Source organism: Enterococcus sp. 5H, from assembly GCF_028128615.1.
Taxonomy (GTDB): domain Bacteria; phylum Bacillota; class Bacilli; order Lactobacillales; family Enterococcaceae; genus Enterococcus_L.
The window spans coordinates 203,359-221,312 of sequence record NZ_AMDP01000018.1 but is presented as its reverse complement, the minus strand read 5'-3'; the positions used below and the strand labels follow the sequence as shown (position 1 = coordinate 221,312).

At 35.1% G+C, this 17,954-nt stretch carries 14 protein-coding genes and 1 other RNA gene; 5 read left to right on the top strand and 10 right to left on the bottom strand.

Features of this window, described 5'->3' with window-relative positions; all coding sequences use genetic code 11:
* Positions 1 to 88: 88 nt before the first annotated feature.
* The gene (gene pbp4 / locus C240_RS05845) at positions 89 to 2,125 is read right to left on the bottom strand and encodes a penicillin-binding protein PBP4(5) (protein WP_271492164.1); all 2,037 of its coding nucleotides are present in this window, start codon (positions 2,123 to 2,125) and stop codon (positions 89 to 91) included.
* Between the two features lie 203 nt (positions 2,126 to 2,328).
* On the opposite strand from pbp4, the gene C240_RS05840 reads away from it, so the two are divergent.
* The 3 genes from C240_RS05840 to C240_RS05830 all read left to right on the top strand — a co-directional run bounded on the left by C240_RS05840 (position 2,329) and on the right by C240_RS05830 (position 5,634).
* Positions 2,329 to 3,561 carry an SPFH domain-containing protein gene (locus tag C240_RS05840; RefSeq protein WP_271492161.1) on the top strand — a complete coding sequence of 411 codons (1,233 nt, stop codon included), beginning with the start codon at positions 2,329 to 2,331 and terminating at the stop codon, positions 3,559 to 3,561.
* A 91-nt stretch (positions 3,562 to 3,652) separates the two neighbouring features.
* Positions 3,653 to 4,825 carry a TFIIB-type zinc ribbon-containing protein gene (locus tag C240_RS05835; RefSeq protein WP_271492158.1) on the top strand — a complete coding sequence of 391 codons (1,173 nt, stop codon included), beginning with the start codon at positions 3,653 to 3,655 and terminating at the stop codon, positions 4,823 to 4,825.
* Positions 4,822 to 5,634, top strand: a complete 813-nt coding sequence (locus C240_RS05830) for a TPM domain-containing protein (protein WP_271492155.1) — start codon at positions 4,822 to 4,824, stop codon at positions 5,632 to 5,634. Before C240_RS05835 ends, C240_RS05830 begins: the two co-directional genes overlap by 4 nt.
* A 170-nt stretch (positions 5,635 to 5,804) precedes the next feature.
* On the opposite strand, the gene ffs is transcribed toward C240_RS05830, so the two are convergent.
* Together ffs and tadA are read right to left on the bottom strand one after the other, a co-directional pair.
* An RNA gene (gene ffs, locus C240_RS05825) (signal recognition particle sRNA small type) lies at positions 5,805 to 5,891 on the bottom strand.
* 39 nt (positions 5,892 to 5,930) lie between these two features.
* On the bottom strand, positions 5,931 to 6,443 hold the full coding sequence (gene tadA, locus C240_RS05820; protein ID WP_271492152.1) for a tRNA adenosine(34) deaminase TadA: 513 nt from the start codon (positions 6,441 to 6,443) through the stop codon (positions 5,931 to 5,933).
* 82 nt (positions 6,444 to 6,525) lie between these two features.
* On the opposite strand from tadA, the gene C240_RS05815 reads away from it, so the two are divergent.
* The gene (locus C240_RS05815; protein ID WP_271492149.1) at positions 6,526 to 7,380 is read left to right on the top strand and encodes a helix-turn-helix domain-containing protein; all 855 of its coding nucleotides are present in this window, start codon (positions 6,526 to 6,528) and stop codon (positions 7,378 to 7,380) included.
* Positions 7,381 to 7,444: 64 nt separating this feature from the next.
* On the opposite strand, the gene C240_RS05810 is transcribed toward C240_RS05815, so the two are convergent.
* Entirely contained in the window at positions 7,445 to 7,780 is a 336-nt protein-coding gene (locus tag C240_RS05810) for a hypothetical protein (protein ID WP_271492146.1), read from the bottom strand.
* A gap of 85 nt (positions 7,781 to 7,865) precedes the next feature.
* Positions 7,866 to 8,570, bottom strand: coding sequence for a zinc metallopeptidase (locus tag C240_RS05805; RefSeq protein WP_271492144.1), 705 nt, complete (start codon positions 8,568 to 8,570; stop codon positions 7,866 to 7,868).
* A 177-nt stretch (positions 8,571 to 8,747) separates the two neighbouring features.
* Here C240_RS05805 and C240_RS05800 point away from each other — a divergent pair, with 177 nt between their 5' ends.
* Positions 8,748 to 9,104 carry a YxeA family protein gene (locus tag C240_RS05800; protein ID WP_271492141.1) on the top strand — a complete coding sequence of 119 codons (357 nt, stop codon included), beginning with the start codon at positions 8,748 to 8,750 and terminating at the stop codon, positions 9,102 to 9,104.
* Between the two features lie 234 nt (positions 9,105 to 9,338).
* Here the strand turns inward: C240_RS05800 and C240_RS05795 are convergent, their stop codons facing one another.
* The 5 genes from C240_RS05795 to C240_RS05775 form a co-directional block, all read right to left on the bottom strand.
* Entirely contained in the window at positions 9,339 to 10,343 is a 1,005-nt protein-coding gene (locus tag C240_RS05795; RefSeq protein ID WP_271492138.1) for a nucleoid-associated protein, read from the bottom strand.
* A gap of 139 nt (positions 10,344 to 10,482) precedes the next feature.
* Entirely contained in the window at positions 10,483 to 11,952 is a 1,470-nt protein-coding gene (gene treP / locus C240_RS05790) for a PTS system trehalose-specific EIIBC component (protein ID WP_271492136.1), read from the bottom strand.
* Between the two features lie 950 nt (positions 11,953 to 12,902).
* A complete protein-coding gene (locus tag C240_RS05785; RefSeq protein ID WP_442896575.1) occupies positions 12,903 to 13,658 on the bottom strand; it encodes an alpha/beta hydrolase in 756 nt (251 codons plus the stop codon).
* A complete protein-coding gene (locus tag C240_RS05780) occupies positions 13,655 to 14,626 on the bottom strand; it encodes a LacI family DNA-binding transcriptional regulator (RefSeq protein ID WP_271492130.1) in 972 nt (323 codons plus the stop codon). The genes C240_RS05785 and C240_RS05780 overlap by 4 nt, the downstream gene beginning before the upstream one ends.
* A gap of 13 nt (positions 14,627 to 14,639) precedes the next feature.
* Complete coding sequence (locus tag C240_RS05775) at positions 14,640 to 17,945, bottom strand: GH36-type glycosyl hydrolase domain-containing protein (RefSeq protein ID WP_271492125.1); 3,306 nt, start codon at positions 17,943 to 17,945, stop codon at positions 14,640 to 14,642.
* Between the last annotated feature and the right edge of the window lie 9 nt (positions 17,946 to 17,954).

Genomic DNA, 17,954 nt, shown 5'->3' with positions numbered 1-17,954 from the left:
TTTATTGTAGCATATTTTTCAGTCTTCGTAAAAAGTAATCGGCTAACTTAGAAAGACAGAAGCTCACATCGACCTCTGTCTTTCGTAATTATTTATTGTTTGCTTCTAAATATTCAATTAACGGTTTACTAATGTCTGTGGCTGTATCATTCTTTCTGGAATCTTCCACCATAATCATTGCCATAAATTGGTTATTACTGCGATCCATGGCTAATAAGAAACTATTTTCTTTCCCAACGGTATCTTGTTTATCTTTAATTTCTGCAGTCCCCGTTTTAGCTGCTAATGAAAAGTCTGGATTATACATATTGTGTACGTAACCTGTCTCGTCTTCTACACTGCCAAGTAAATCTGTTACAATCGTATTCGCTGCATTGGAACTGACCACATTTTCTTTTGTTTTCGTTTCTTTATCCATCTCGATTTTAGGATAAACAAGTTTACCTTCATTTTGGAAAACAGTATACATTGTTGCTTGCTGAATTGGTGAAATTAATAATTGACCCTGACCATATCCTGTATCAGCTAACAAAATTTCTGAATTAAAACTATCTTCGTTTGAGATTTGCGCTGGATTCATCGGGATAGATAGATCTAATTTTTCCCCGAAGATAAATTTATCCAAACCTTTTCTAAACGTTTCTTCTCCCATGCGCAATGTTTGTTCTGCAAAATAAATATTATCGGAGTTGACTAGAGCTGTGCGTAAATTAACCGGACTGGCTTCTTTTACACGTGTGACAAAATAATCACCCCAAGAAGCATCTTTCTGCCATTTTAAGCCATCAATTGCAATTTCTTCATCTGGTTTTAGTGTACCTGCATCTAATCCAATAGCACCAGTAATGGTTTTAAAGGTTGAACCTGGTGCATAACCTGTTGCAAAGCGTGCTGTGAATGGCAAGTTTTCATTATTTGCATAGGCATCATAATCTGTTTGTGAAATACCATTTGCCATTTTATTTGGATCAAAGGATGGTGAACTGGCTGTAGCTAATAAATCTCCTTGTTGCGGATTCATAATAACTGCACTACCAGGACGACTATTAAAAATAGCATACGCTTGTGATTGAACATTTTTATCAATCGTTAATTGGATTTTTTCACCATCTTTTTTCTCCACAGTTTGTAAATCTGATTTTTTAGTGCCATTTTCATCGGTAATAGAGATACTGCCGCCATCTTGTCCGCGTAATTGTTTATCGTAAGCCTGTTCTAATCCGACTTTACCGATTACGCCTGAACTACTTAAGCTAGGATCTTTTTCAATATCTTCAGCTGTTATTTTCCCCACATAACCAACGAGTTGCGCGGCTGCTTCTTTCAGTGGATAATAACGAATCGTTGCATCTTGCGCTGCAGCACCTTGTGGTAAAGTCGTCACGGGATCATATGAGATCGTCACTGGTACAAAGGATTCTGGCGTTACCCAGCTTTGCTTTAATAATTGTTCAATATCTTCTACAGAAACCCTAAACTGGTCACTGAAAGCTTTAATATTGTCTGTTTTTGTTTGCCCTTCACCTAGTTTTCCCGGAACAATTCCTACTTGATCAAAAGCCTGATTAACAGCTAATCCTTCTCCATTACGATCGACAATCTCTCCTCTGAGTGCTGAATCAACTGAAACAGATACCTTATCTTGCCCTGACATTTCAGGGAAAATTAAACTTGGTGACCATTTAACGACAAAATGATCTCCCTCTTTTTGAATGATGGTTTCATACGATAAGTCTTTCAAATTCCCTAAAGGAGTTGTCATTTCAAGTTTATAGCTAAATGTGTACTCGTTTTCTTCTGCTTTTTTTACTTTAACATCTGAACTTTTAATTCCTTGAGCATCAATCCCCGAAAATATAGCTTGATATTTTTCAACGACTTGTGTTTCATCGAAGTCATTTTGTTTTAATGATGCTTCACTTAACAAGGCAGTAAATTGATCAAATTCTTGTTTTGAAAGATGAGTTAAAAATGTCTTAGCTGTCTTTTCAGCTTCTTTTAGTTCTTGCGCTGATTGCCACTGTCCATAGGCAAAATAACCGCCAGCTAAACCTGCAACAATAACAATTCCACCAATGGTTAAAATTAATGGTTTTTTTGATTTTTTTCGATCTTTTCTTTCCATTTCTCAATCTCCCAACTGTGATTTCTATGTATTTTTATTTATTATACCCTATCGAACATTTTGTTTGTTACTATTTTCATTTTTTAGTAAAAATCTAATTTTTCCAACTCAATTCTTCTTTCTTAATTTACTTCTAATGGTATTTTTCTTTGAGCTCCTTATGGTATACTATTTGTACTACAACTTTATAGGAGGAACCTCGCATGGGAATTATCAAAGCAGCAACAAGTGCACTAGGCGGTGGATTAGCCGATCAGTGGATTGAAGTCATTGAACCTGCAAATATGGGCGACACAACTGTTATGACAAAAGGTGTCTTCGTACGGAAAGATGATAAAAGAGGATCAAATCGTAAAGGAACAGAAGATGTTTTAAGTGACGGATCTGTGATTCATGTTTATCCTAATATGATGATGATTTTAGTCGATGGCGGAAAAATCATTGACTACACGGCTGAAGAAGGCTATTACACGGTTAAAAATGATTCAGCACCTTCCGCTTTTAATGGTTCTTTAAAAGCAGCTATTTCAGAAACTTTTGACCGTTTTAAATTTGGTGGCGTTACTCCGCAAAAACAACAAGTTTTTTATATTAATTTACAAGAGATTAAAGGGATCAAGTTTGGCACATCTTCACCTATTAATTACTTCGACAACTTTTATAACGCTGAACTTTTTTTACGAGCTCATGGCAATTACTCAATAAAAATCACTGATCCGCTACTATTCTTTACCAATGCAATTCCACGTAATAAAGAACAAGTTGACATCAATGACATTAACGAACAGTATTTAGCAGAATTTTTAACTGCACTTCAGTCTGCAATTAATAAAATGTCTGCAGACGGTGAACGTATTTCTTATGTACCCTCTAAAAGTCTTGAGTTGAGCAAATATATGGGACAAGCCTTAGACGATGACTGGCGCGCTTTACGCGGAATGGAAATTGTTTCTGTTGCAGTTGCCAGCATTTCTTACACTGACGATTCAACTAAATTAATTAACATGCGCAATCAAGGTGCAATGCTTAGTGATCCAGGTGTGCGTGAAGGTTACGTACAAGGTGCGATGGCACGCGGAATGGAAGCTGCTGGAAGTAATGAAGGCGGTGCAATGAATGGTTTCATGGGCGTTGGCATGGGTATGAACACCAGTGGTAATTATTTTGCTCAAGCATCTCAAACCAATCAACAACAAATGCAGGAAAAACAGAACCAACAAAATGCTCAAGGCGCGACTAATACTTGGACTTGTCCTCAATGCGGCACAGAAAATAATGGTAAATTCTGTTCTAATTGCGGTACACCAAAACCAACAAACAGTGCACCTAAACTTGAAATGAAATGTAGCGAATGTAGCGAAATTGTAGATTTATCAAATGGTATTCCAAAATTCTGCCCACACTGCGGCAAACCATTTCAAGGAGTTCCTTTATAAAAATTAGCCGAACAAAATAAAAAGGGCTGGGCAACCGTGTCCTGCTCTTTTTTCTAATTTATCAATCAATTTACCAAAGAAAGGATCAATTATGGCAGATACATTTACGCATAAATGCCCAAACTGCAGCGGCCCATTAATGTTCGATCCCAAAGATCAAAAGTTTCATTGTGAATATTGTTTAAGCGTATTCACAGAAGATGAAGTCACTGCCTATGAAATGTCTCAACGAGAAGCGCATTTAGAAGATGATCTCAATAATACAGCTGAGGAAATATTAACATACACTGCTGAATCGCAAGAAAATGAAATGTCTTCTGAAGAAAAAGCCACGTTTAAAGAAGCAACTGGTACTGATGAAGCTGCAGAAGATACATTGGAAGGCGCAATGGAATTATTTAATTGCCCTAGCTGCGGTGCTCAAATCGTTACTGAAGCTACAACTGCTGCCACTTATTGTTATTATTGTCATAATCCTGTTGTCTTGTCAGGTCGACTTAGCGGTAAATTTTTACCCGAAAAAGTTTTGCCTTTTGCTATTGAAAAAGAAGAAGCTGTTGAAAAATTTTTAGCTTGGACTAAGAAAAAATGGTTTATTCCAAAAGACTTTTTTAACAAACAGCAAATCGATAAAATGACTGGCGTTTATTTCCCCTACTGGGTTGTAGATGCTGAACTCGAAGGTCAGCTGAATGCAAGAGGCACAGCAATCCGGGTTTGGCGGGTTGGTGACATTGAATACACCGAAACAAAACAATTTGATGTAGAACGTCAAGGGAAAATTTCATTTAAGGAATTAATCAAAAATGCACTTTCCAAAAATACTCAGCAAAAAATGGTAGAAGCTGTTCAGCCCTTTCTATTAGATAAAGCTGTTTCCTTTAAAAGCCAATATTTAGCAGGGTTCCAAGCAGAAAAACGTGATATTGAGTATGAAACAATTAATAAAACTGTTAAAAGTGAGTTAACAGATTACTCTGAATCATTGCTAAGAGATACTGCTTCCGGCTATACCAGCTTAACTAAAGTACGAACTGATATCACGATAGAAAATGAAGATAATCAATACATGCTCTTACCAGTTTGGCTCGTTACCTATCGAAGCCACGAAAAATCAAAAAAAGTTTATTATTATGCTATGAATGGACAAACTGGTAAAGTTAGCGGTATTTTACCCATTAGTTACAAACGTTTAGGCTTATTTACTTTCGGTATCTTTGCTGCTATTCTAGCAATTTTTCTGATTGGAGGCTGGTTTATATGAGAAATGTTCTGTTTCGTTTTTTTGCTGTCATTTTTCTACTATTTAGTTTTTCAATGAGTGTTGAAGCTGCAGAAGATTCAGTTGACGATCAGGCTTCACTATTTACCCCAGAGCAGGTAGTTCAATTAAAAGAGCTGATTAAACCAATCGAAGACAAGACAAAAGCTCGAGTTTTTATCGTGACTAATAACGACAATGAAATGGATTCCACAAGATTTGCTGATTACTATATGCTTGATCGTATTGGAAAAGACCAAAACGGTATTACTTTTTACATTGATATGAGTCAACGAAAATTTATTATTTCTACTTCTGGAAATATGATCGATTATTTAAACGACAAACGGATTGACCAGACTTTAGATGAAATTGAACCGAGCATGATAGCTGGAAATTACTTCGAAGCAGCTCAAAGCTTTTTAGAAAATACTAGTTACTATTTTGACCAAGGTGTTCCTGGTGGACATTATCGCGTTGATACTGAAACAGGTAAAATTACACGTTACAAAACATTAACTACAACTGAAATCGTTATTGCTTTCGTTGCAGCTATTATCTTGAGTGGTTTATTTTTAATTATTAATATTTCTAAATATCAATTAAAATTTGGAACTTATAAGTATCCGTTTAGAGAAAAATCTTCACTTAATTTACAACGAAAAAATGATGTTTTAATTAATTCATTTATTACCACTCGCCGAATTCCTAGAAACAACAATTCTGGAGGTGGAAGATCTGGTGGTGGCGGTGGAAGTAGCACACACTCAACTGGCGGTGGAACCTTTGGCGGCGGCGGTCGTAGTTTTTAATCTATCTAAAAAAGCAGCTAGAAAGCTGCTTTTTTTATTACGGATGAAAAACTGTATCCAGACAAATCAAAATTAGTTACTACATGTACAGTAAAAATACATTCTTTTTTTTTTGACTACTTTTAGTTTTGGACAAAATAAAAAAGGCTTCTCAGCCTTGAACTATCGTCTATTCAATCAGACACATGGCGGCACTTACTTAGTGCTGCTTCCTTCCGGATCTGACACGCTTCATAAGCCCACCATTGTCCTAGCCTTTCGGCAAGATTTAGTATACCGCATTTTTTGAACTTTGGCTAGTCTTTCTGTTGATTTTTTAAAAGTTTCTTTTTATCACGTAACTGTTTAAAAAAATTGGTTAGTAACGAACCGCATTCTTCTTCTAAAACCCCTGATTCTACATAGGCAATATGATTAAAACGTTCATCTTCTAATAAATTCATTAACGTCCCTGCTGTACCGCCTTTTGGATCTTTTGCGCCATAGTACACTTCAGCTACACGTGAAAGAATCATTGCACCACTACACATTGGACAAGGTTCAAGCGTAACAAATAATTGTGCCTGCTCCAAGCGCCAATTTTCAAGCACTTCACAAGCCTGTTTAATAGCAAACATTTCAGCATGAGCTGTTGCATCTTGACTTTCTTCTCTAAGATTATGGCCTCTACCAATAATTTTTCCATCTAACACAACAATTGCTCCAATTGGTACTTCTTGTAAACTCTCAGCTTTCTTCGCTTCTTTGATGGCTTCTTGCATAAATAGTTCTTTTTCTTCTATTGTTAGCGAAGTTGATTTTTCCTTCAAAAAAATTTCCGCCTTTCACTCGATTAGTAATAATTAAACGTTCTCTCCTATTCATGGTACAATAAACTAGTGAGGTGTGTCTATGACTATTGAAGAATTAGTTGACTTATATCCAACTGGAAAAATCCAGACAGAAAAATCAAATATGAGCGATTTGTCTTTACCAGTTGATGGAAAATATTTTATCATTAATAAAGATTTATTGAATGAAACAGAAATTAGGTTATTAGAAAAACTGTTTCCCTCTAACGAATGGGTTGTGAATTACCAAAAACATCCTTGGCATGCTTATCTTTTTAATCAGATCCCGCTTGATATAGAAGGAAACTTCCGTGTTCTTCAGTTTCAGATAAAAAAACCAAAAGAATTTTTACAACTTGAATGGGAAAAAAGCATGAGAGACATTTTCCCTGATTTAACCGATTTCTTTTTTATTAGTGAAAATGATGGCGCTTTAATAGAAGAATATACCGGGAAAAATTATTCCTTAGAAGAATTAAAAAGTATCTTTTTAACATTGGATGCCGATTTTGACTCTTCTACTACTGTTTTTATCGGGAATTTTTATGTCGCCAGTGGTGGATTTCCAAAATTATTTGAAGAAGAACAACGAATTTTTAAAGATGAACGAGAAACACTCCGCGGTAATTCTACCTTTTCACTTAGCACAGTTGCTCTACATTATTTTACGAAAAACGCAATGAATCAAAGTGCAATCGTCCAAGCTTTAAAAAAACAATTTGTTTTAACACCAGAAGTTCAGCAGATCATTCTTTCTCTTTGGCATAATCAAGGAAATATTAGCTCCGCTGCTAAGGATCTATATATGCACAGAAATACGCTCCACTACCGTTTAGAGAAATTTTATGAACAAACTGGTTTGTCCTTAAAACAAATGGATGATTTAGTTTTTTGCTACTTATTAATTACAAAATAAAAAATAGCAACCAAGTAACTAACAATAAGTTACTCAGTTGCTATTTTTACTTGCTTTTAATGACTTACATCATTTCTTCAATAAAACTAAAGAAACGATCTTTTAAATTTTCAGTATTGTCTTTCAAAGATTCACCATAAGCAGTGATTTTCTTTCTACCATCTTTAACTTTATCTAACACATTCAACATTGAATCTAATTCATCATCTGATAAATCATCTACAATGCTAAGTAATTTTTCGTTACCGCCAAATTTATCGTTAACAAATTTTTTCGCTTTACAGCGGTTGGTTACATGATAAACTTTTTTAACAATCTTTTCTGAAGCAATCACTGCCACTGAAACGCCAGCCACTGCTGCAATACTTAGACCAATACTAATTTTTGTTGATGTTTTCATTGTTATCAGCTCCCTATTACTATTTGTTTTAATGATAACACATTCTTAAAAATTGAGGTAATAAAACAAAACTTAAATCTGCTAATTAGTTCCTTCGATTGTTTCCGCCAAACAAGATAATCAAACGAAGTAATTGTAAAAACGTTGCTAAGGCTGCTGCTACATAAGTTAAAGCTGCAGCGAACAAGACTTTTCTAGCCATTGGTACTTCTTCTGCAGTTAAAATATTTCCGTCTGACAAAATTTTTAACGCTCTGCGTGATGCATTAAATTCCACTGGTAAGGTAACTAATTGAAAAAGTAAAGCTAGTGAAAAGGCAAAAATTCCGATATTAATTAATGTTTGGTTCCAACTAAATAGGACACCCACTAAAATAATCGGAAACGAAAGTGCCGAGCCAAAATTAGCTACAGGTACAATTGCCGCACGAATTTTTAAAGGGCTGTAGCCTGTATGATCTTGTACAGCATGACCACATTCATGGGCTGCAACACCAATTGCTGCAACAGAAGTTGACTGTGCCGTAGCTTCTGATAAGCTTAATATCTTATTTCCTGAATTATAATTATCGGTTAAATTTCCTGAAATTTGCTGAACTCCTACATTATTAATATGTTCCTCTTGTAAAATATACTGAGCAGCTTTTGTACCTGTTACTCCATTCTTACTTTGAACCTTATCATACTTTTTAAACGTACTGTTCACATAAGCAGAAGCAGCCATCGAAATCACTAAACCTATAATAACTAAAATAAAGGTTGGGTCAAAAATTCCATATAAAGGCATCATTTTTTCATTCCTCCTAATCTTTTATTTATTGTAGCATGAGAATCTAAAAAAAGTGTAACTATACCTTGATAAAAATGTGAATTTTACACGTTTACTAACAAAATTGTCACTTCATTTTAAGACAATTCAATGGCATCTTAAATTAAAAAAAGGCATACTATTTATGAGGTGACTATTATGAAAAAAATACTATCATTCGTCATTCCATTTGCCCTCTTAACCGCTGGCGTATGGTTTGGCTACAATTATTACTTTGGTGGAAAAGATTATTATACTCAAATAACAACACCTGGTGAAGTCAAAACAGGAAACTTCAACACTGGTGAAAAATATACAGAGTATAACTACACACAAACAGCTTTCGACACAAAAGGAGAAAAAACTGTTCAAAAGCTAAGAGAAGTCAGAGATCAGCCGTTACGAATTAATGCTTATTTGAAGTTAAAAGTTAATACTAGAAAAGGCGTCCTTAGTTGGGAAGAAATACCTGAAAACAAAGTCCCTAAAAAAGCGTTAGATCAAATAACAAAATAACAAAAAAGAGTGCGAGACAAAACTAAAAGCAAGTTTTGCTCCACACCTTAAATCCGAATAAACGGCGAGAAAAAAGCAGCTCCTTCGGAAATAAGCCGAAATTCACAAAAATTTGAAGAACACCGAGTAGGTACCAGTCATCATCCATTCGAAAGCTCATGGTGATTCTTGGCAATTTTCGTGAATTCCTTCTTATTTCTCGGAGCTAAACGCTTTTTGTCTCAGCCTCTTTTTTTATAATTGATTACTTATTTTTTCAATATTCTTCAGCATTATTGAAACTGTTCCATCAGGATTGTTTACAAACTCAATCAAATCTCCATTTCGATACACTTCAATTGGAACGATTAATTCAATGCCATTACTCATTTTTAATTTTTGTTTACCGAATTTTTTCTCAGAGATTTCTCTAGCTTCTCTAACGGGCGGCGTTTTATCAACAAATTTTGATTCATTAACTTCTTCTTGATAAGCCATTCGTGCAGAAATATTCTCTTTAAAAACTAGCTCAGCAACTTGCTCGTTATCAATGGTTCCTGTCTCTTCAATACTTTCATAAACAGCTTCCTTCACAGAAGCGATTAATTCAAACTCATCTTCATTGAATTTTTTACCGATTCGTTTGACTGCTTTTTTGATTTCTTTCATGTTTTCTTCAATTGATGGAGCTGGTTCAGATTCAATCACTTTTTCGGAAAAGTACCAAACCTTCTCCCCTGAAAATTCGTATCTTTTTTCCAATAATTCGTAAGCTAGTGTGTCCAGATTCACAGTCATTCCTTCATCTGGCTTTTGTGATTTAGACGGTAAAATTGCTCGGTTAATAATTAATTTATTATAGACCGCTTCATCTTCATAATCGACATAATGAGTATAGCTTTCTTTATAATTTAGTTTAATCATCGCTAAATGCACTACTGTATCTAGTTCATACAAAATAAATAGAACATCTGCACTAGGTGCATCTTCACTGCCAGAATAAACGTCATACCAATGTTGTGCAAGTTGTTGACTTTTTGAGACAAAATCATTTGGTATCCCTCTCATTTTATCTACAAATGCACTTTCCTCTGCTAAAATCCCGGTTTTTGTCTGTGCTGTTGATAATTTAGTAATTTTACTGGTTAAATATACGCGAATAAATTCTGTTGTTAAATCCAACTCTTTTTCTGAAAATACAGGTGTCCCTGTTTCGCGATCAATGATGTGCAAAATCGCACTTTTTAAATAAATATCCATTCGTTCGTCTCCTTTTGTTAAACCTTATTTAGTCTACCTGAAAGAAGAAAAAAAGTAAAACGAACATATACAACTTTAGTAGAAAAAAGACGCTGACAAAACTGTTAAGGTTTTGTCAACGTCCATTAATTATTATTTCTTAAAGATTTTCTTCTACAAACAATTTTCCGGTCGCTTCATCAACAGGATCAAGTTTATTAAAAATACCTTTTGTTCTAAAAATGTAAGTCAAGATAAATGGTACCACTACAGCAATTACCATGGCACCGAAGAAAGCTAAATAGTAACTAGGAACAATCGATAAAATCCCCGGTAAACCACCAACACCAATACTAATCGCTTTTACATCAAATAGTGTTGAGAATAAACCTGCACAAGCCGAACCAATCATTCCAGCCACAAATGGATAAACGTATTTTAAGTTAATCCCGAACATCGCTGGCTCCGTTACACCTAAATAACATGAGATCATCGCCGGAATTGACACTTGTTCTTCCTCTTTGTTTCCTCTATGCATGAATACTACTGCCAATACTGCAGAACCTTGAGCAATATTCGATAACGCAATCATCGGCCATAAGTTAGTTGATTGGAAATCGGCAATTAATTGAAGATCAATTGCATTAGTCATATGATGCAGCCCCGTAATTACCAATGGTGCATATAAGAAACCAAATACCGCTCCAAACAACCAGTTTACAGAAGAAGTCAAGCCAGCATTTACAATATCTGAAATCCAACTTCCGACCGCCCAGCCAATTGGCCCTAAAATAACATGAGCTGCTAAAACTGTTGGTACTAAAGCAAATAACGGAACAAAAATCATTGAAACTGCTTGTGGAATTACTTTTCTGAAAAAGATCTCCAAATACGCCAGTAAAAATCCAGCCAACATAGCAGGAATAACCTGAGCTTGGTAGCCAATCATATTAACTTGAGCGAAACCAAAATCCCAGAATTGAATATCAGCAGCAGGTGTACTTGCGACAGAATAAGCATTTAATAATTGCGGTGAGACTAAAGTAATCCCTAAAACAATCCCTAAAATTTGAGTAGTTCCCATTTTTTTAGTAATACTCCACGTAATACCTACTGGTAAAAATTGGAAAATCGCTTCACCGATCAGCCATAAAAATGAATTTACTCCACTCCAAAATTGTGAAACCTCAACAATCTTTTGACCATCTAAGAAACCAAACGGAATTCCTTCCAATACATTCCGAAAACCTAAAATCAATCCCCCAATAACTAAAGCTGGAATCAAAGGTGTAAAAATTTCTGCTAAAACTGAGATTGCTCGCTGCACAGGATTTAAATTTTGTTTTGCAGCAGCTTTCCCTTGTTCTTTGGAAACGCCTTCAAGACCAGATACAGCAGAAAACTCATTATAAAATTGTGGAACTTCATTGCCAATGATAACTTGAAATTGACCCGCGTTGGTGAATGTCCCTTTTACAGAAGGAATTTTTTCTATCTCTTTGGTATCTGCTTTACTTGGATCATTTAATACAAAACGCATTCTAGTTGCGCAATGTGAAACAGCAGCAATATTTTCTTTCCCTCCTACATCAACTAACAGTTTTTTCGCATCTTCTTGAAACTTACCCATTTTCCGTGCTCCTCTCTTATAACTTGTATATACAAATATCCTGTAAATGTATAATAAACGATTATTTTAAATTTTACAAGCGTTTTCTTTTACAAACTTGTATTTTTTTCTATGTATTCTATTCCAACTGATGTAAAAGGCTTTGCCAGCTAAACTTGAGCTAACATAAAAAATTTTTAACCTTGAAATACAATTGTAAAAGTAAAAAAAGGAGTGGAGCAAACTAAAAATCAGTTTTGCTCCACTCACTACATCCAAATAAACGGCGAGAAAAAAATAGTCTCCACACTTTGTTCCAATCACTCTCTCCTAAATCAGGAAAAATATCGTGGTTTGATGATGAACAGTATAAGTGCTTTGCTTCCTTTAAAACCTTAAGAATTGAAAATAAGCTGAATACAAAAAAATCCCACCTTCTAATGAAGATGGGAAAAGGAGTTTTACTCTATCGAGTAAAATGAAAAAATAAAAAGGGTTGTTGTTGGTATGAAATTATCATACTATTTTTTTATATAAATTTCAACTAAAACGACTTTTCGCAAATATTTTTCAAAGATAATGAAAAAACATTTTTTTTACGAAAATGAAAACTCACTCTAATATCCATAAATATAGTAATAAGACACATATAAAATTCAAATAAAAATCCCACCTTCATAATGAAGATGGGAAAAGGAGTTTTACTCTGACGAGTAAAATGAAAAAATAAAAAGGGTTGTTGTTGGTATATTTGTATAATACTAGGTTGTCAGAAATTTTGCAAATAATATACTCAATTTAATTTATTTTTCGTTTAGATATATCGATTGAAAACATTATATTATTGATAAAAATAAAAGAAATTAATATAATAAATCTATATTTTTTATTCACACAGAATCCATATATTTGACATTTTTGTAGATCAGACAATTATTAAACGTTCTGAAAAGCGTTATATTTTATTAACCTTATTCCTCAATAAATTCTGCAAAATAAGCTAACACTCGCTGAATTTCCTGATTCCAGAAATCCCATGTATGAGCGCCTACTCCTTCTTCATAGGTATAGTGTGCTAACGAATGTGCAGCTTTTTTTCGAAAGGTTTGGTTATCTCCATAGAGAAAATCTTCTGTCCCACAAATTTGGAGAAAATACGGAGCATATTCTTCATTCAACTCATGTGAAAACAACTGAAATAAATTATCGGAGCTGTCAGACACTCGCAAAAGCGAACCAAAAACTCGTTCAAACGCTTGATCTCTACCTCTATCCCGTTCCCATAGAGATACAATATCCAAAGCACCTGACATTGAGGCTACTGCCTTAACTTTTTCCGGCAAAGTCATGCCCCATTTAAACGCACCATAACCACCCATAGAAAGACCTGCAACAAAGGTTCTTTCGGGTAGCGCTGGTAAACCCAACCATTCTTCTATTTTTTCTGGCAACTCATCTGTTACATAATCCCAATAATTCAACCCATAAGCCATGTTTGTATAATAGCTAAGTTCAACCTGAGGCATTACGATTACAAACGGGTACTCGTCTGCAAATCTTGCCAAACTAGTTGCATCCAACCATGAATTACAATCATCTGAATAGCCATGGAGTAGATAAATAATCGGTGAATTCCGCGTCATCTTTTCAGGTAAATATACATTTACATTGGTAGCTTTCCCTAACACTTTTGATCGAAAACTAAGTCTTGCTATCGTCAAACTCATTCATCCCTTTCAGAAAATGAAGCCCCTTCGATAAAGCTTGTATAAATATGTTCATCTTCCGTTTTTTCACCAGTAATCAATTGGATAATCTTCTCAGCAGCCAACATACCCCAGCGGTGTTTAGAATAGGATATAGTCGCTAATCGAGGTTGAACAAAAGAACTAATATCGATATTATCAAAACCAATCAACCGAATATCCTTCCCAATTGCATAGGAAGTTTCTCTAAAATATTTGTACATCCCAATGGCCATCTCATCATTTAACGCAAAAATATCCACTGGTAACGTTGGTTGTTTTTCCATAATCATTTTTGCCACCCGATATCCGGAAGGTTCAGTAAAATCACCAGATATCACCTCGTAATCAATCCCATACCTTTCTAATTCCTTAACGCTGGCGCCTAATCGTTCTTGGCTGTCATAACTTTTTTTAGGTCCGGAAATTAAAAATAGTTTTTCTGTTTTACAAGCAACAGCTTTTTCAATTGCTAATGTTGCGCCGCCTTTATTATCAAGTAAAATTTTGCGTACATTTTCATGAGTGATTAATCGATCTAAAATCACCATAAAATGACCGCGGTCTGCAAACTGTTCAATCTCTTTATTTTTAAACGTCCAATCCAATACAATAGCTCCATCAACCATGCGTTCGGGAATAAACAAATGCGACTTATTCCCGCTGCATACAATCATTTCATAATTTTGAGCTTCTAATCCTTTTTTGATGCCATCTAGTAATTCGCCGTAAAAACTACCGCCATAATCAGCTAGGTAGACACCGATAATATTGGTTTGCTGCCGTTTCAGGGTCCGAGCTGCCATGTTAGGAACATAGTCCAATTCATCAGCAATCGCTTGAATTTTTGCTCTGGTTTCTTCAGTAACTTTTGGACTACCGTTTAGCGCATAAGAAACAGTTGAAATAGAGACACCTGCTTTTTTTGCAATTTCTTTAATTCCTACCATGTCCACTCATCTCCTAACAAAAAATATCGATTTTATTTTTCTCTTTATCTAAACAAGCTGTAAGTTCATCTAAACGAACCACGTAGCCCCCTTGTCGATACGGATTTTCCTCACGTACTAGGGTTAGCTCTTTTCCATTCGCTAAAACGGCTTCTTTCTGATGGTCTAAATGAAAGACAAGTTGAACATCTTTGCCTGCTAGCTGATACGTCATCTCCAGCTCGTTTAATTCGTTAGGTAATATTGGGTCAAAAATTATTTGATCCTTTTCTTCACGAATACCCAAGACATTTGACAACATCTGATTTAGGTAAATTCCTGGGCCACTAGAATAAATACGCCAGCCGCCTTTGACACCAACGCTGCCATCCTTTAATTTCGAAAAATTTTCTTGTGCATCATAGCGTGTTTTGAAATCACCGTCAGAACTACTAAAGTAAGCATTTGATTGGCGGATTTCAGCATTTGGCACATGTTCTTTCATCTGAATTGGGTTGATTACATTCAACGCGCGCCATGTTTCATCAGTTTTTCCTAATTTTGCCATTGCTTCGGTAAAACGAATGTGAGCATGAACATACTGCAGGCCGATTTCCCGACCAAAGTTGGCTGATTGTTCGGCACGTTTGAAGTTTGTGCTAACTCCACCATTATAATTTGCCGGTCGATTCATTAATCGCACACCATCTGGGAATTGTAGTTGTTCTTTAATAATACCATAATGATGTTCCGCTTGTTCGATTGTTAACAATTCAGCGATCATACTGCGTGTCATCGGTAATAATCGATATTGTATCCCAGTTTTTTTATCTGTTGGATGAATCATTAATTCGACATGATCTGTATCTTCCATGTAAACAAATCCCGGAATTGTTTGAGTACTTAAAATATATTTTTCATAGTCTTTTTTGATATTATTACTAAGGTCAACTAGATGTTCACCATACAACGAATCAACTTCAGCTAAAAGTCCAGCTAACTTTTTCACAACTTGATATGTTAGCGCTACGGTCCAACTACTTGCCATATATTTTTTCAATTTACTATCATATGGCTGTAACGTATCGTCCCAATCGCCATCACTATAACAAGATAAATAAGTTCCTGCCAAGAAATTATCTTCAATAAATTGAATTTCTTTTTTCACATGATCGAACAAAGTAGTTTTTTCAGCTGTTTTTAGGAAAGTTTGACGATTGGTGTACGGAATCACTTCTTCTAAAATCGTGAAGTCTTTCGTTTTAGCTAAATAATCCGCTACAATTTTCATCGGCCAAACAATCACATCTCCGTGACTTTCATCGGCTTTTTGTGTTTCATAACGATCAAACATAAACCACTGCGGCCAATTCCCATCATCTTCAAACTGATTAGCATAAACATTTTTGATAATCGAACGGACAATTTCAGGACGATTGACCGCAAAGAAAAATTCAGTCGGCCCTTGAGAAACATCACGCGTTCCCCACGCTGCTCCGCCATATTGCTCTAAACCATGTGGTGAAAGATAATGCACAAGCATATTATGGGTATACCAGCGAGCTAAAACGTTCATAGACTCAACATTTTCAGTTTTGTGGGTTAATTGAAAATTATTTAATAAATCATTAATGAAAGTAAGATATTGCTCGTTCTCATATTGGAAAGTTGTCTGGACTGCTTGATAATTTTCTCCAACTAAACTCCCTTGAATCTCCATTGTAAAACCTTTTTGCTCTTTAATCACAATTGTCGTCAATACTTCATGTGAGTGTCCAGCTAAGAATAATCGTTCGTCCGTTAATTCAAATGGTTTATCTAATACAAAATAATACGTTAGCTCTGGGTATTCTTCATGAATTATAGACTCACTTGTTGCTGTAATCATTACTTGCTGCTTTTCTTTTTTCACTTTATAAGCAGGTTCTTCCTCATCGCCATTCATGACTAACTGATTTGTTACCGCAAATGTATAATTTAAGCCTTTTTGACTAGTTACTTCTGTCCGAATTTCGCGTGTATCACATAAAGTAAACGTCGTTACTTTGATTATATCATTCTCTAATTTATAATACCAAACGGCTGAGTTCAAGCCCATTTCAAAGGCGGAAGGCATCGTTAAAATACGCCAGATATTCCCTTCTTTGATATAAATTCTTTGACCAGATTGTTTCAGGATATTTAAAGAATTACGGCTATTACTCATTAATTTATTCATTGACGTATTCCCTAAAACAATTTGAGAATTAAACAAGCCATACATATAGACTGTCGTACTCATTAAAGGTTTGTCTACTGTCAAATCCGTTCCACTTAGTAAAATATGCCCATGGGCTCGTTCCATTGCGATTTCTTTTTCTTTTAACACTACATGATGGTAGTCATCTGTATAAAATGATGCTACATTTCCATTAAGCATTTCGACTAAATTTTGTTGAGGAAATAGTTTGTTTCGTTCTTCATCTGTAAATGTTTTTCCAATCAGCGGTGCGCCGAGATTTTTCTTATAAACAGTTCCTATTTCACCAGCTTCCGCTTGTTTTAGTGAATCGTAACTTTTTATAATTTCAGCTCTGTCAATAAGTGGTTTCTCAATTACCCGCTCCTGATTATCTAATGCTGCTCCGTAAAAGACAACTTCCGTTTCGACTTCTGAAACTAGATAGGTTTGTGTTTGTAAAGCGACATAGGCAAATTCATATTGATACACTTCATTTGCTAAACACGTTTGTGTCAATGCTTTTGCCTGATTTGTTTCTTTATACTCTCGACCAAAAAACTGATAACCATCCGTTGAAAAGCCAACTAATGGGTTTAAACTTCCTTGTTCAACAACAGGAAATTTCCCAGCTTGAGGCTGATTTTGTCTAGAAGAAATAATAATGGTTTCATTTTCTTTAGTAATATGATGATCTACATATTGCGACATATAAGCTTCATTAGAACGAACAGCACCTTTAGCTGCATTCCCAATATCTTGTCCATAGATTACATCAACTTTTTGCCCTGAACCTGTCAAACCTACCTGCCAAAACCAAATTCCTGACTCGGCAATTTGAAAAACAACTTGATAGGACACATCAGAAAAAGTCCCTTTCCATATTAATCGATTATTGTTCATCGAAAATTCGCTATCTGAATTTGAACCAATCATCGGAACTGAGTGAATCCCTTTTTCATCATAAACTCTTAAATATAGTTGATTTACACTGCTATCAAGAGCATTTCCATGAAGTTGATTAATCATGATGTTATCTTTTAGAATTTCGTATAAATCACCAGTTTCTAAAAACGAGACTGTTGTCCCATTATTTTTCAACGTACTTTTTTTATATGTCATCTAACTCTT